This is a genomic window from Arthrobacter sp. efr-133-TYG-118 (genome assembly GCF_030209755.1).
Lineage (GTDB): Bacteria > Actinomycetota > Actinomycetes > Actinomycetales > Micrococcaceae > Arthrobacter.
This window is the reverse complement of record NZ_JARVRH010000038.1, coordinates 1-13,168: the sequence shown is the minus strand read 5'-3', so window position 1 is coordinate 13,168 and position 13,168 is coordinate 1. Positions and strand designations below refer to the sequence as shown.

Sequence of the window (13,168 nt, the reverse complement as noted above, 5' to 3'; positions counted from 1 at the left end):
GATACGCCTGACATGACACAGAGTACGACGGCGGCCGGCCCGCCTTCTCCCGGAGGAACCACGCGCGAACTGGCAGCTCCTGCCCCTCACAGCGCCTCCAAGGGGCAACACCTGCCAGTTCGCGCGAAGGCCGCCTGGCTGTTGACCGCCGTCGTCGTGCTTGTGCTTGTCTGTGCAGCCTCGCTCGCGATCGGCGCACGGGGCATGTCCCTCGAAACTGTGTGGCAGGCACTCACGCAGTTCAATCCCGACGACGGCAACCACGCCGTGGTCTACACACGCATTCCACGGACCGTGCTCGGTTTGGTGGCCGGGACTGCCCTTGGCCTTGCCGGAGCAGCGATGCAGGGAGTCTCCCGCAACCCTTTGGCTGACCCGGGCATCATGGGCGTCAACGCGGGGGCGGCACTGGCGGTGGTCGCCGGTATCCACCTTTTCGGCATCTCAGGGGCGAGTGGCTACATCTGGTTCGCTTTCGTCGGTGCCGCAGCGGCCGCCGTCGTCGTCTACCTGATTGCGTCGATGGGACGGGACGGCGCGACGCCGGTGAAGCTCGCTTTGGCGGGCGCCGCGCTGAGTGCGGGGCTTTACTCATTGATGAACGTGATCCTGGTTTCGAGCCAGGACACGCTCGATCGCTTCCGTTTCTGGCAGGTCGGCGGAATTGCCGGGAGCGACTGGTCCGTGGTGTTGACCGGCCTGCCTTTCCTGCTGCTGGGGGCGTTGATCGTCCTGGGCAGCGGCCGGATCCTCAACAGCCTGGCCCTCGGCGACGACGTTGCCCGCGGCCTCGGCCAGAACGTGGCCCTGTCCAGGGGCGTCACCGCGCTCGGAATCGTGCTGCTGTGTGGCTCGGCCACGGCGCTGGCCGGGCCCATCGGATTCGTCGGGCTCGTTGTTCCACACGCAGTGCGTTTCTTTGCAGGTCCGGACCATCGCTGGATCCTGCCGTTTTCGATGGTTCTCGCACCGGCTCTCCTCATTGTTTCGGATGTGATCGGCCGGGTGGTGCTGCTGCCCGGCGAAGTCCCTGCGGGCATCATGACGGCCATCGTCGGGGCTCCCGTCTTCGTGTGGCTCGTCCGCCGGAGCAAGGGGGCCTCGCTGTGAGCGACACCCCGCGGAACCTGAACAGGACCGCGCTCCTGGGCTCCGGCGTCGTGGTCTTCTTTGCGGTGGCCGTGCTCCTGGGCAGCTATACGGTCACCATCCCCGATTTCTTCAGGATCCTTACGGCCCATCTGACGGGCGGCGAGAAGATCCCGGGCGCAAGCTTCATCGTCATGGAAAACAAACTGCCCCGGGCCGTGCTGGGAATCCTGATCGGTGTGGCGTTCGGCCTCTCCGGCGGGCTCTTCCAGACCATGCTCCGCAACCCGCTCGCAAGCCCCGACGTTATCGGCATCAGTTACGGCGCGAGTGCTGCGGCGGTCCTGGCCATTGTCGTGTTCGGCGCGTCCGGTGCCGCTGTGTCCGCGGCTGCGCTCGCCGGAGCAACCGGCGTCGCGCTCCTCATTTACGCCATTTCGCAAGGTTCAAGCGGCGGGGGTTCCGGCGGCGGGGGTTCAGGCGGCGGGGGTTCCGGCGGCGGGGGTTCAGGCGGCCGGCGCGGGAATGCGGCAGGCAACCGGCTCATCCTCGCCGGCGTTGGTATCGCCGCCGCATTGGCGGCAGTGGTGAACTTCCTCATGACCCGGGCGGATATACGGACAGCTTCCGAGGCCCTCATTTGGCTCAACGGTTCGTTGAATTCGGCAAATTGGGAACGTGTGGGCGTCCTCCTCGCAACGCTCGCAGTCCTTGTTCCCGCACTGGCCTTCCTCGCGGGACCCCTGCGCATGCTCGAACTCGGGGACGACGCCGCGGCCGGACTGGGAATCCGCGTGAACGCCGTGCGTTTCGGTCTGGTCATCACCGCCGTCGCGCTCGCAGCAGTGGCGACGGCGGCTGCCGGGCCGGTTGCCTTCGTCGCCTTCCTTGCCGGGCCGATCGCCCGGCGGATTGTCGGGCGGCCCAGCCTGCCGGCGTCGGCGTTCACAGGCGCCCTCATTGTCCTGGCGGCCGACTACTTCGCATACAACGTGGCACCCCTGATTCTGGGCGGCACCGTCCTGCCGGTCGGCGTCATTACCGGCGCCCTCGGCGCTCCATTCCTGTTGTGGCTCCTGGTCACGTCCAATCGAAAGGAAGCCTGACATGGCACAACTGAGCGCACGCCGCTTGACGCTCCAATACGAGCAACGACGAGTGGTCGAAGGACTCTCGACGCAGATCCCAGAAGGCAAAGTGACCATGATCGTGGGGGCCAACGCCTGCGGAAAATCCACGTTGCTCCGAGGGTTGTCCAGGCTCCTGAAGCCGAGTGCCGGCGTCGTCACGTTGGATGGCAAGGACATCCACTCCCGCCCGGCCCGCGAACTCGCCCGCACGCTCGGCCTCCTTCCGCAGCACCCCCTTGCCCCGGATGGCATCACCGTCCGCGAGCTCGTGGGCCGCGGACGCTATCCGCACCAAGGATTCTTCCGCAGCTGGAGGACCGGCGACCTCTCGGTCCATGATCTCGCCGTTCAGCGCGCGCTCGAGAGCACCTCAACGTTGGAGTTGGCTGAACGAAGCGTCGATGAACTGTCCGGCGGGCAACGCCAGAGGGTGTGGATCGCCATGGCCCTTGCGCAGGAGACGGAGGTCCTGCTCCTCGACGAACCCACCACCTACCTTGACCTGGCGCACCAGGTGGAGGTGCTGGATCTGGTGACCGATCTCAACCGCAGCCGCGGAACCACCGTGGCAATCGTGTTGCACGATCTCAATCTGGCAGCGCGTTACGCGGACCACGTCATCGCGATGAAGGCCGGGGCAATCGTCGCCGAGGGGCCCGCGCCCGTAGTGGTCACCGAGGACTTGGTCCGCGACGTTTTTGGCCTGGAGTCCCGGGTGGTTCCAGATCCAATTTCCGGCACCCCGCTCATTCTCCCCATTGGCCGGCACCACACCGCCGCTCCCTCAACACCCATCGAATTGGAGTTCGCCTCATGAACGCAGACGCAGTTGTGCGAAACGCCATCACGGAGCCGATGACCCTCGCCTTCGACGTCACAGTCACCGCCGTCGAGGATCTCGGACCCAACTTCCGCCGCATCACCTTCGGGGGATATTGCCTGCGCGGATTCGGTGTTTCAGGGAACACCCTGGACCTGCGCATCAAACTCGTGATTCCCTCGCTCGACGCCGACGGTCGCCCGCTGCCCTTGCCCGCCTTCAACACTGGCGACGCCGGTTGGTACCAAGAGTGGTTGGCGATGGATCCGACGGTGCGCGGTTCGATGCGGACCTACACCGTTCGGAACGAGAGGCTCGACGCCGTCTACCCGGAGATCGACGTCGACTTCGTGATGCACTTCGACGACGACGACGGCGGTGCGGCGCGGCCCGGAGCCGCGCGGCCGGACGACGACGGCGGTTCGGCTCACCCGACAGGCGGGCCTGCGGCCAACTGGGCGCTCGGCGCGAAACCCGGGGATTCCATCACCATCATCGGCCCCAACAACCGGGCAGCCCACTGCATCACGGCCGAAACATACTCCGGCATCGAATGGCGTCCCGGCCTGGCGCAGCTGGTCCTCCTTGCCGGCGACGAAACGGCGGTGCCCGCCATCAGCGCGATCCTGGAATCCTTGCCCGCGGGAATCACAGGCCATGCCTTCCTCGAAGTACCCGAGGCCGGCGATTTCCAGGACCTCCTCACAGATGCCGACATTGAAATCACGTGGCTCGCGCGCGGCGCGGCCCTGGGTCGGTCCCGGCCCCACGGCGAGCTGCTGAAGGAAGCCGTCCGCGGAGCTATACCCGTCCCGGGGTGGGTTGGCATCATCCCGCTCGACGGTGCCGCCGGCCCCGAGCCCGAAGACGTCAATGTGGACCAGGACATCTTGTGGGAAACGCCTTTGCGCATGAACACGGCTGCGATCGAAGCGAGCCGCAACCCGAGCCTTCCTGCCGGCGCCTCGCCGTTCTACGCCTGGATCGCCGGCGAGGCCGGGGTCGTCAAGGAGCTGCGCCGATATCTCGTCAGGGATGTGGGGATCGACCGGAAGCAGGTGGCGTTCATGGGCTACTGGCGCAAGGGGAAAGCCGAACTCTAGGCCGCCCTTGGCGACGCCCGCTCACATATAACGTCAATTTCCCTAACGCTCTCTCACGTATGCGGCCAAAAGCCGGAGCGCTCGCTCACCTCAGGTGAGCGGGCGTTTGCCCGGAAGGGGCTATAGGTGAGCGGGCGTTTGCCCGGAAGGGGCTATAGGTGAGCGGGCGTCGAATTAACCTGGGCTTTGCCGGCGGGCAACCGGGCGGGGCTAGGCTGGCGTGGTGCCCGGGAACGTGCTTCATGCTGACCAGAACGGACGACGGCGGTTTGTTGCCTTGGGCGATTCCTTCACCGAGGGCGTGGGGGACCGGAACGAGGCCCTACCGAACGGCGTCCGGGGCTGGGCCGACCGCGTTGCCGAGAAATTGGCCAAGGCCGAACCTGGCTGGGAGTATGCGAATCTTGCCGTGCGGAGCAAGCGCCTCCGCCATATCGTGGACGAGCAATTGGACCGGGCCCTGGCTATGGAACCCAGCCTCATCACGCTTTACGCTGGCGGCAATGACATTCTGGACTTCGGCACGGACATGGACCTCCTCATGGCCGAATACGAAAGGCTCGTGGCCCGCCTCGCAGCCACAGGAGCCACCTTGGTCTTGTTCACGGGGTACGACGTCAAGGTCTCGGCGGTACTGGAACCCTTCAAGAAGCGGAACGCCCTCTACAACGAACGCGTCCGCGAACTGGCCGCCAAGTATGGGGCCGTGCTCGTGGATTATTGGTGCCTTGATGCCTACCACGACCGCCGGATGTGGGCCTCGGACCGCCTCCACATGTCCAAGGCCGGACACAAATACATGGCTTCGCAGGTCCTGGATCACCTCGGCGTACCGCACAAGTTCTCTCCCAAGGACTGGGAGCCGCCGCAGCGGCTCAAGCTGCGCGACTGGGAACGTCGCCAGCGCCGCTGGGTGAACGACTGGGTCCTGCCCTTGTTCGGCCGGAAGCTCCGCGGCGTCACGCTCGGGGACAGCCTGCGCCCCCGATGGCCTGAGCTCGTGAAGGTGCCGCGGAAAGCCGGGCTCCGTAAACTCGCGGAACGCCAAGCCGCGGCCCGCTCAGTCGCATCCGGCGACGCCGGAAACAGCGAACAACGAAAAGCCCAAAACAACGGAGGGACATGACCATGGCCACGCATACACCGCTGCGATTCGTCGCGGTTGGAGATTCCTTCACCGAAGGCGTCGGCGACACCGACCGGCGCCTCCCCAACGATTGCCGCGGCTGGGCCGACCGTGTGGCCGAGGAACTGGCCAGGCACCGGCCGCAGACGCAGTACGCCAACCTGGCCCTGCGCGGCCGTCGGCTCAGGCAGATCGTAGTTGAACAACTCAAGCCGGCGCTCGCGATGGCTCCCACGCTCGTCAGTTTCCACGCCGGAGGCAACGATCTCCTCGGCGCACGACTGGACATGCGCCTACTGGTCCGTGGGTTCGAGGACGCAGTTGCCCGGATCGCGCAAACTGGTGCCCAAGTCCTGCTGTTCACCGAGTACAACGTGCCGCTCTCGCCGGTGTTGGAGCCGCTTAAGCTGCGCACGGCGGTTTTCAATAAGCAGATCCGGCGCATTTCCGCAGCCTACGGAACACTTCTGGTGGATCATTGGTGCTTCGAAAAGTACCAGGACCGCCGGATGTGGGCTCCCGACCGGCTGCACATGTCCGGCGTCGGACACGAATACATGGCGAAGAAGGTCCTGGAGGTGTTGGGCGCCGCGCACTCGCTGGGCTCGCCGGTGCTTGGGGCGCTGCAACCGCGGAGCCGTGCCGAGATTATGGCCGACGACGCCGCGTGGCTCAGGCGCGATGTGGCACCCTGGCTTTCGCGTCGTCTCAGGGGAGTTTCGAGCGGCGATCGCCTGAGCGCACGGTGGCCGGCCCTTATGCCGGTGGTCTTGCCGGAACGGTTGGGGACGTCCCCTGAACCGGCCCGGCTTTGAGAACCTGAGTCAGCGTCACGCCTGACAACTTTTTGGGATGGACGGGCTTGAAAGCAGCCGAATTTCCGGGGTTTCCGACGACGCGAGGCGCCAAAAATGTGCCCTGCGTGACGCCCCGGACCCGCAATCAGGCTAGTCCAGCAGGTTTTCGAAACCTGTGGATGCCGTAGTGACCGTGAATTCGATGATCTCGAAGTCGGCTACTCCGTTGACGTAGAACGGATCCGTCGCCAGGGAAGCGTTCAGTGTTGCACGATCGACGTTGGACAACAGCACGCCCCCGACGGCTGGAACGCGACGTCCAGACGCAACGAACGTGCCGGCGTCGAACGCTTCTTTGACCCAATCCATGTGTGCTGGGCGGTGGAAATCAACGATCTCGTCGGGAACTTTGTATGTCAGTGAAACGACGAACATGCCGCCCAGCCTACAACGAGGAGGGCGGCCAAAACGGGCCGCCCTCCGAAACCGAAATGAACTACGGCAGGAGCTTGACTGCGGAGTTCCAGTTGTAGTCGGGGTGGGCTTCGCTGATCTGCAGCGTCATGACGAGCAGTTGGAAGGCTTCGAGCTCACGCGAGCGGCGCAGCGGTCCGACGTTCACCGGGCGCAGGCCGGCACCTTTGACGAAGTCGACGACGGCGGCAGTCGCCTCGGCGTCGTCGCCCGCAACCAGCACGTCGAGGGTTTGGCCGTCCACTTCGCCGTCCCCGAGCGTGGCTGCGAAGACGGTGTTGAACGCCTTGACGACCGACGCGCCCGGGACCAGGGCCTGAAGTTCTTCGGCTGCCGAGGTTCCGGCGGGGACGGTGAGCGAATCGAAGGTCTCGAAGTTCACGGGGTTGGAGATGTCCACGATCGTCTTGCCGTCGAGCGCGGAACCATAGGAAGAAAGGACTGCTTTGGAGGCCTCGAACGGAGTGGCCAGCACCACGATGCTGCCTTCTACCGGGGATCCCGTGATGCCCGAGGTTCCGTTGACCGTTGCCGCCAGCGCAGCAGCGGAGCCGGCGTCGCGGCTGAGAACCTGGACGCTCTTGCCTGCCGTGGCGGCACGGGCCGCAATGCCGGACGCCATGTTGCCGGTACCGATGATGGTGATGTCAGCCATTGTTGTTTCCTTTTGCTTGAGTGCCCATGATTGGTTCACATTGTTTTACTTGAAGCTTCAAGTAAAACAATAATGACCTTAAGTTGAAGTGTCAAGTATTGATTTCCTTCTAAGATGAATCCATGACCGAACCGCGCTGGCTCAACGCCGACGAACGCCGTGCCTGGCTGGCCCTCCTGAGCATCAACACCCTTCTGCCCGCAGCCCTGGATACCCAACTGCAAGCGGCCGGCAAATTGTCGCTGTTCGACTACAACGTGCTCGCCATGTTGTCCGAAGCGGAGGGGCGTTTCCTGCCGATGAGTGAACTTGCCGCCCGCACCAGCGCTTCCTTGTCGAGGTTGTCGCACGTCGTCACCAAACTCCAGAGACGCGGATGGGTGGAGCGCGAAGCCCATCCCGGCGATGCCCGTGTCACCGTGGCGCACCTGACGGAGTCCGGCATGGACACCATCGTGTCCCTCGCCCCGGGGCATGTGGATGCCGTCCGCGCCCTGATGTTGGACGCCATGACCGACGACGACGTTGCGGACCTCGCGCGGATCGGCGAGAAGATCGTGGCCCGCCTGGACGACGACCACTGGATCCTGCGCGAACGCTAAGCCGCGAGCACGGCCGCGAGCACGGCCGCGGCGCCGCGGGTGACGACCGCCGTGTACTGATGAAAGACTGGCGCCATGGATTTTTCTGCCCGGTATGTGGCATTGGGTGACTCGTTCACCGAAGGACTTGGCGACGCCGATCCCTCGCGCCCCAACGGCGTCAGGGGATGGGCGGACCTCGTTGCCCATCAATTGGCCCAAAGCAACGATAATTTCGGCTACGCCAACCTGGCCATCCGCGGCAAGAAGCTCCGGCAAGTCATGGCAGAGCAAGTGGACGCCGCCGTCGCGCTTCAACCGACGCTGGTGACCCTGTACGCGGGAGCTAACGACATCTTCCGCCCCAAAGTCGATATCGACAGGCTCATGGAGGAATACGAAGCCGGCATCGAGAAGCTAAGCGCCACCGGAGCCACGTTGCTTCTCTTTACGGGTTTCGACGCCCGCAGCTCCAAGGTTTTCGGCACCATGCGCGGACGCACCGCAATCTACAACGAATTGCTGCGGGAAATCGCCGAAAACCACGGTGCGCTGCTGGTGGACTATTGGCGCTTCAGCGAATACCACGACTGGCACATGTGGGCGCAGGACCGGATGCACATGTCCACTGCTGGTCACATCAATATGGCGAACCGCGTCCTGGCCGTCCTGGAACACGAAGGTTCCCTCGAGGTCCCGCCGCCCGTCACACAACCCCAGCTTGCGCGGGTGGAAGCGTTGTGGGCCAACGCGCGTTGGGCCCGTGAACACGCCGCACCGTGGGTCGTCCGCCGCGTTACGGGCAAGTCTTCAGGTGATGGCCTCAGCCCGAAGTACCCCCAGCTCACAAAGCCCTAACTGTTCTGGGCGGCGAGGTTCCGGAAGCCCGGTGTCGCGAGCAGTCCGCCGTCGTTCTTCACCGCGAGCACGTCCACGTCCCAGCGGGAGGTCGCCAGCGCGAGGGTCCGGGCGCCGCCGGCCATGATTGCGGTGGCCAGGACATCGGCCGTGATGATGTCGGCCGCTGCCACCGAAACCTGGCGGAACCCCTCGTCCCGCGCGGCTGGGAGGCCCGCAGACCAGATATGGTGGCCGCGTTCGCTGGTCCCGGAGGTCGCCAGTGCGTGTTTTCCCCTGTTGCCGAGCGGAAACGCGGTCAGGAGCGTCGTCCGATCCTCCGGATCAACAAGCCCCGCCAGCCACGGCTGTGTACTTTCGGGCGTCGGGGAACCGTCCACCAGGACATCCCCGCCCGCATTGAGGCACCAATCCTTCAAGCCCAGTGCGAGAAGCGACGTTCCGGCTTCCCGTATGGCATGTGCCTTGACGATCCCCGCCAGGTCCACGACGCCGTCGGGCCGTTCCGCCGTGAACGCACCTTCCGTGAGGGTGCGCCATTCGGTCGCCTCGACATACAGCCGGCGCATGTCCGCTGAGGCATCCATCAGGGCCAGCTCGCCGCGCGCCATCGCGCTCGCCTCCGAGTCGGGACGGTAAAGACTAAACGTCCGATCCAGCCTGTTGAACAACTGCTCGACGACGGCGGCGGCCGCCTCGAGTTCTTCCGCCGCAGCTTGGGGAGCCGTCCCTGGAGCAGCTGGGATGGCGAGGCTCACCACGGTGCCCATGCTGGTGAACGTCCGGGAACGAAGGCGGGGATCCGCGCTTCCCTGTCCGGGCTCGCTTGGCTTAGAAGTGGGCTGCATCGAGGGCCGCCTGGAGGGATGTCAAATATGCCTCGCTGGTATAAGTGGCCCCGCCGATGGTCTGCACGTTCGCCGACTGGGCGCTCAGGACTTCGGAGCGGAGCAGGGGTGCTGCCCTGGCGCTGATCTGGACGGACCGTTGCTCCTGGTCGGTCAGATGCAGGGCTGTGACATCGGTGATCACTCCGGCCTTGATGGTTACCTGGACCTGGACCGTTCCGAAACGGGTCTCCACCGCCGTGCCTGCATAGGTGCCGCCTGCCTTTGCCGAGGCTCCCAGAGTGGAAGTGGAACTGGAGCCCGTGCCGGAACTGGAGCCGGTAGTGGAACCGGTGCCGGCCCCGGTTCCCGAGGACGACCCGGACGTGCTGCTCCCGGTGGCGCCGGCCGCCGTCGAGCCCGTACCTGAAGCGGTCCCGCCGGTGGTTCCCGCCGCGGACGTCGTGACGGTGGAGGCGTTGGATGCCGTCACCTGTGCGCCTGCCTGCCAGCCGACCACGAGGATTGCCGCCGCTGCCAGCGCTGCTGAAATTCCTGCCCTGAGTCTCACCAGTCAAACCTTTCGTAGTGGAGTTGTTCCTCCCGCACACCGGAGCTTTTTGCTTCGGCTAGTACCTCGCCGGCCCATGCTGTCGGGCCGCAAACGTAAACATCAGCGTCCGCTATGTCCGGCACAAAGTCCCGCAGACTCGAGGAGCCGGCAGAGGCAGGCAGCCAGGCGCTTTGGGGATGGGCGGACCGCGGACCCGTCAGGTGGAACAGGGTCGCGCCACGCTTCCGGCACAGTTCCATGATCTCGTCTCCGAGGAACAGTTCCTCCGCGCTACTGCCGCGCAGCAGGACTGTCGCCTGGCCTGGAGCGAAGGGAGTTGATTCCAAGAGCGCCCGGAGGGGCGTAATCCCGATTCCCGCACCAATCATCACGACGCGGTCCCTGCTTCGGGCTGCCGTGCTGAACACCCCGTATGGTCCTTCGATCGCTACTTTCGTCCCAGGCTTGAGGGAGCCGAGGCGGGCCGAACCGGTCCCCAGGTTCCGAACAGTGATCCGCAACATCGGCTGCCGCGATGACTTTCCGGTTTGCGGTTCTGCCGACAAGCTGAACGGATGCGCCTGCCACCACATGCCGGGAGCGAGGAAGCGCCACACGAAGAACCGGCCGCCGCTACCCGACAATTCGTTCAATCGCAGCCCGGTCATTTCGATGCTCACGACGTCGGGGGACACCCGCACTACGCGGCGCACCGTCAGTTGGTGCCGGTAGGTGGCTATTACCGGTTGGGCAATGCGGTACCAAACCAGCGCTGCGCCCGTTCCTATGCAAAGCAGGAGCCAGTACCAGCGCTGCCAAGTGCCTTCGGCGAACAGGCCGCCCACGCTGAATTGGTGCGGGATTGCCGTCGCTACCGCAAGGTAGGTGAGCAGATGAACGAAGTACCAGAATTCGTAGGGAAAACGGCGCCGCACAGCTACCAGCGAAGTGACCACCACGGCAATGAACAATGCCATGGAGACGAATGCCAACCACATATCGGGCACCAACACCCAGAGCGAAACGGCCTCGCTGACGGGGTTCAGGCCCTCGGCCATGCCGTAGCCCGTTGCCAGGAGAAGTCCGTGCGCCAGCAACAGGTAGAGCGCCGGTTTTCCTAGCTTCCGGTGGAACTCCAACGCCCTGTCGTGCCCGACCGCGCCGTCGACGAACGGCAGGCGTGCCGCGAGGAGGAGCATCAGGATGACCAGATCCATGCCGGCAAGCCCGGCCAGGATCCCGACAGCGGTAACCGCTTGGGTGAGGTTACCGACGGACGACACTCCGCCGTCGGCGAGCCACAACGCCAGCGCGGCTGCGAGGGAAGCCCACAGCGCAACCGTGAGCATATCCGTCCGGAACATGCGGCGGCGATGCTGCGCAGCGAACCTTCCCTTGGTGGGATTGCGCCGCGCGGAGGTTGGAGGACGGCCTGACGGTGTATCCACGCGTTGGCCGGAGGAGGCGAGGAGTTGTGAGTTCATGACTCAAGATTGAATGCTCAACCTTTCGTTCTGCTGTGAAGGGGCTAGCCCCCGCTTATGAGTTGACGGACTTGGTTCTTATACACCCGATTGGTCTTAATTTCCCCCAGCCCCTAGACTTATTAGGCGCTAGGTGGCGCGGAGCGTGTGCAATTGCTCCGGTTGGCGGTGACTGTTGGCAACAACGGGATATCCGCGGGCCGGTAGTTAGGGGCTCAAGTTGCGTGCATTCCAGTATTCGCCCAGTATTCCGGCCTGTTGTCCGGACCCACTACCTTCGCCGCAGCGGTGATCATTGACTGATTTCAGTCGAGGATCCAGCCTGCGGGAACTACCGAAAACGGTGTGGACTGGTTGCGAACGTCGCCTATTGCACGGGAAGCAGGAACTCTGCTGGCCGTTTCATTTTATTTTTTAGGAGAGTCGTCATGGCAGCAAACTGCCAGGTGACCGGAGCCGAGCCGGGCTTTGGACACAGCATTTCGCACTCGCACCGCCGCAACAAGCGTCGGTTCGACCCCAACATCCAGAAGAAGCGCTACTGGGTTCCGTCCCTGCGCCGTAATGTCACGCTGACCCTGTCGGCCAAGGGCATCAAGACCATCGACGTTCGCGGCATCGACGCAGTCGTCGCCGAAGTTCTGGCTCGTGGGGTGAAGCTCTAGTGGCAAAAGACAAGGACGTACGTCCGATCATCAAGCTGAAGTCGACTGCGGGAACCGGTTACACCTACGTGACCCGCAAGAACCGTCGTAATGACCCGGACCGTCTGGTCCTGAAGAAGTACGACCCCAAGATCCGCCAGCACGTCGAATTCCGAGAGGAGCGCTAAACATGGCTAAGAAGTCCAAGATTGCTCGCAACGAGCAGCGCAAGGTCATTGTTGAGCGTTACGCTGCCAAGCGTCTCGAACTGAAGAAGACCCTGGTTGACATCAACGCGACTGACGAAGCACGCGAAGAAGCTCGCCTCGGCCTGCAGAAGCTGCCCCGCAACGCCTCCCCGATCCGTCTGCGTAACCGCGACATCATCGACGGCCGCCCGCGCGGTACCTTCCAGAAGTTCGGTATCTCCCGTGTTCGCTTCCGCGACATGGCTCACCGTGGTGAGCTCCCGGGCATCACCAAGTCTTCCTGGTAGTCCAGAAGCATTAGGAGGGCCGGCAACCGTTTGGTTGCCGGCCCTCCTTGCGTTTAAGGCGCTGATTTCCGGGTTTTGATGCGACGGGCTTCGCGGCTTTGTGATTAAGTGGTGCAGCACACAGTGCCGAATTGCGACGCCCTCGGCTTCTTTTTGCGCGGAACCGGCTGTTTTGTCCCGGATTACCGCGGTTCTTGGTCGTCTGGGGGGTGATTTGCGTGGGGTCTTGGGGGTGTGTAAAGTAGATCGAGTCGCCGCCGCTGATGCGGAAAAATTGCGACAGACTCCCTTCCAAATGGAAGCCAATTTCTTGGTTCGCTTTGTTGCGTTCCGGTGTGGTTTCCGGGGGTCTCGGATGGTGTTTTGTCCGGCGCGGTTCCCGGGTTCGGGAGTTGTGCGGGGAGAGCGTGTCTGGTAAGTTTGGGAAGTTGCTCCGGAGCGAGTCTGTGCCTGTTGTGGGTGTGGGTGGTGCCGGGTGTGTCTGTTGTTTGAGAACTCAATAGTGTGCCAAGTTTGTTGATACCGATTTTT

At 64.0% G+C, this 13,168-nt stretch carries 16 protein-coding genes; 11 read left to right on the top strand and 5 right to left on the bottom strand.

Translation table 11 applies throughout. The features are described from left to right. Positions 1-12: 12 nt before the first annotated feature. The 6 genes from QRN59_RS23140 (at position 13) to QRN59_RS23115 (ending at position 6,083) form a co-directional block, all read left to right on the top strand. Complete coding sequence (locus tag QRN59_RS23140) at positions 13-1,110, top strand: FecCD family ABC transporter permease (RefSeq protein WP_284984769.1); 1,098 nt, start codon at positions 13-15, stop codon at positions 1,108-1,110. Continuing rightward, the gene (locus tag QRN59_RS23135; protein ID WP_284984768.1) at positions 1,107-2,195 is read left to right on the top strand and encodes a FecCD family ABC transporter permease; all 1,089 of its coding nucleotides are present in this window, start codon (positions 1,107-1,109) and stop codon (positions 2,193-2,195) included. The genes QRN59_RS23140 and QRN59_RS23135 overlap by 4 nt, the downstream gene beginning before the upstream one ends. 1 nt (position 2,196) lies before the next feature. Beyond that, positions 2,197-3,036: an ABC transporter ATP-binding protein gene (locus QRN59_RS23130; RefSeq protein WP_284984767.1), complete on the top strand. Its 840-nt coding sequence runs from the start codon at positions 2,197-2,199 to the stop codon at positions 3,034-3,036. After that, complete coding sequence (locus QRN59_RS23125; RefSeq protein ID WP_284984766.1) at positions 3,033-4,142, top strand: siderophore-interacting protein; 1,110 nt, start codon at positions 3,033-3,035, stop codon at positions 4,140-4,142. The genes QRN59_RS23130 and QRN59_RS23125 overlap by 4 nt, the downstream gene beginning before the upstream one ends. A 220-nt stretch (positions 4,143-4,362) precedes the next feature. Further along, positions 4,363-5,268, top strand: coding sequence for an SGNH/GDSL hydrolase family protein (locus tag QRN59_RS23120; protein ID WP_284984765.1), 906 nt, complete (start codon positions 4,363-4,365; stop codon positions 5,266-5,268). 2 nt (positions 5,269-5,270) lie between these two features. Then, a complete protein-coding gene (locus tag QRN59_RS23115) occupies positions 5,271-6,083 on the top strand; it encodes an SGNH/GDSL hydrolase family protein (protein WP_284984764.1) in 813 nt (270 codons plus the stop codon). A gap of 132 nt (positions 6,084-6,215) precedes the next feature. Here QRN59_RS23115 and QRN59_RS23110 read toward each other — a convergent pair whose 3' ends face one another. Together QRN59_RS23110 and QRN59_RS23105 are read right to left on the bottom strand one after the other, a co-directional pair. Next, the gene (locus tag QRN59_RS23110) at positions 6,216-6,500 is read right to left on the bottom strand and encodes a YciI family protein (protein ID WP_284984763.1); all 285 of its coding nucleotides are present in this window, start codon (positions 6,498-6,500) and stop codon (positions 6,216-6,218) included. A gap of 61 nt (positions 6,501-6,561) precedes the next feature. Continuing rightward, positions 6,562-7,194 carry an NADPH-dependent F420 reductase gene (locus tag QRN59_RS23105; protein WP_284984762.1) on the bottom strand — a complete coding sequence of 211 codons (633 nt, stop codon included), beginning with the start codon at positions 7,192-7,194 and terminating at the stop codon, positions 6,562-6,564. A gap of 122 nt (positions 7,195-7,316) precedes the next feature. Here QRN59_RS23105 and QRN59_RS23100 point away from each other — a divergent pair, with 122 nt between their 5' ends. Both QRN59_RS23100 and QRN59_RS23095 read left to right on the top strand, forming a co-directional pair. Then, the gene (locus QRN59_RS23100; protein WP_284984761.1) at positions 7,317-7,796 is read left to right on the top strand and encodes a MarR family winged helix-turn-helix transcriptional regulator; all 480 of its coding nucleotides are present in this window, start codon (positions 7,317-7,319) and stop codon (positions 7,794-7,796) included. Between the two features lie 75 nt (positions 7,797-7,871). After that, complete coding sequence (locus QRN59_RS23095; protein ID WP_284984760.1) at positions 7,872-8,633, top strand: SGNH/GDSL hydrolase family protein; 762 nt, start codon at positions 7,872-7,874, stop codon at positions 8,631-8,633. Here the strand turns inward: QRN59_RS23095 and QRN59_RS23090 are convergent. Genes QRN59_RS23090 through QRN59_RS23080 form a run of 3 tightly spaced genes read right to left on the bottom strand, consistent with a single transcriptional unit; the run spans position 8,630 to position 11,497 of the window. Continuing rightward, the gene (locus QRN59_RS23090) at positions 8,630-9,481 is read right to left on the bottom strand and encodes an FAD:protein FMN transferase (RefSeq protein WP_350225259.1); all 852 of its coding nucleotides are present in this window, start codon (positions 9,479-9,481) and stop codon (positions 8,630-8,632) included. The genes QRN59_RS23095 and QRN59_RS23090 overlap by 4 nt on opposite strands. Beyond that, positions 9,465-10,031, bottom strand: a complete 567-nt coding sequence (locus tag QRN59_RS23085; RefSeq protein WP_284984759.1) for an FMN-binding protein — start codon at positions 10,029-10,031, stop codon at positions 9,465-9,467. The genes QRN59_RS23090 and QRN59_RS23085 overlap by 17 nt, the downstream gene beginning before the upstream one ends. Beyond that, positions 10,028-11,497 (bottom strand): ferredoxin reductase family protein, encoded by a 1,470-nt coding sequence (locus QRN59_RS23080; protein WP_284984758.1) that lies wholly within the window; start codon positions 11,495-11,497, stop codon positions 10,028-10,030. Before QRN59_RS23080 ends, QRN59_RS23085 begins: the two co-directional genes overlap by 4 nt. Positions 11,498-11,925: 428 nt before the next feature. On the opposite strand from QRN59_RS23080, the gene rpmB reads away from it, so the two are divergent. From rpmB to rpsN, 3 genes are read left to right on the top strand one after another with little or no spacing between them, the layout of a single operon-like run. Further along, a complete protein-coding gene (gene rpmB, locus QRN59_RS23075) occupies positions 11,926-12,162 on the top strand; it encodes a 50S ribosomal protein L28 (protein WP_078107326.1) in 237 nt (78 codons plus the stop codon). Further along, positions 12,162-12,329, top strand: coding sequence for a 50S ribosomal protein L33 (rpmG, locus tag QRN59_RS23070; RefSeq protein ID WP_003798558.1), 168 nt, complete (start codon positions 12,162-12,164; stop codon positions 12,327-12,329). The genes rpmB and rpmG overlap by 1 nt, the downstream gene beginning before the upstream one ends. A 2-nt stretch (positions 12,330-12,331) precedes the next feature. Beyond that, on the top strand, positions 12,332-12,637 hold the full coding sequence (gene rpsN, locus QRN59_RS23065; protein ID WP_234754509.1) for a 30S ribosomal protein S14: 306 nt from the start codon (positions 12,332-12,334) through the stop codon (positions 12,635-12,637). Positions 12,638-13,168: the final 531 nt, after the last annotated feature.

What these genes read in the sequence shown, in the direction of transcription:
- QRN59_RS23100 (WP_284984761.1), top strand. Translation starts at nt 7,317, where the DNA reads ATGACCGAACCGCGCTGGCTCAACGCCGACGAACGCCGTGCCTGGCTG.
- QRN59_RS23130 (WP_284984767.1), top strand. Translation starts at nt 2,197, where the DNA reads ATGGCACAACTGAGCGCACGCCGCTTGACGCTCCAATACGAGCAACGA.
- QRN59_RS23105 (WP_284984762.1), bottom strand. Translation starts at nt 7,194, where the DNA reads ATGGCTGACATCACCATCATCGGTACCGGCAACATGGCGTCCGGCATT.
- QRN59_RS23115 (WP_284984764.1), top strand. Translation starts at nt 5,271, where the DNA reads ATGGCCACGCATACACCGCTGCGATTCGTCGCGGTTGGAGATTCCTTC.
- QRN59_RS23125 (WP_284984766.1), top strand. Translation starts at nt 3,033, where the DNA reads ATGAACGCAGACGCAGTTGTGCGAAACGCCATCACGGAGCCGATGACC.
- QRN59_RS23080 (WP_284984758.1), bottom strand. Translation starts at nt 11,497, where the DNA reads ATGAACTCACAACTCCTCGCCTCCTCCGGCCAACGCGTGGATACACCG.
- QRN59_RS23095 (WP_284984760.1), top strand. Translation starts at nt 7,872, where the DNA reads ATGGATTTTTCTGCCCGGTATGTGGCATTGGGTGACTCGTTCACCGAA.
- rpmB (WP_078107326.1), top strand. Translation starts at nt 11,926, where the DNA reads ATGGCAGCAAACTGCCAGGTGACCGGAGCCGAGCCGGGCTTTGGACAC.
- QRN59_RS23110 (WP_284984763.1), bottom strand. Translation starts at nt 6,500, where the DNA reads ATGTTCGTCGTTTCACTGACATACAAAGTTCCCGACGAGATCGTTGAT.
- QRN59_RS23140 (WP_284984769.1), top strand. Translation starts at nt 13, where the DNA reads ATGACACAGAGTACGACGGCGGCCGGCCCGCCTTCTCCCGGAGGAACC.
- rpsN (WP_234754509.1), top strand. Translation starts at nt 12,332, where the DNA reads ATGGCTAAGAAGTCCAAGATTGCTCGCAACGAGCAGCGCAAGGTCATT.
- QRN59_RS23090 (WP_350225259.1), bottom strand. Translation starts at nt 9,481, where the DNA reads ATGCAGCCCACTTCTAAGCCAAGCGAGCCCGGACAGGGAAGCGCGGAT.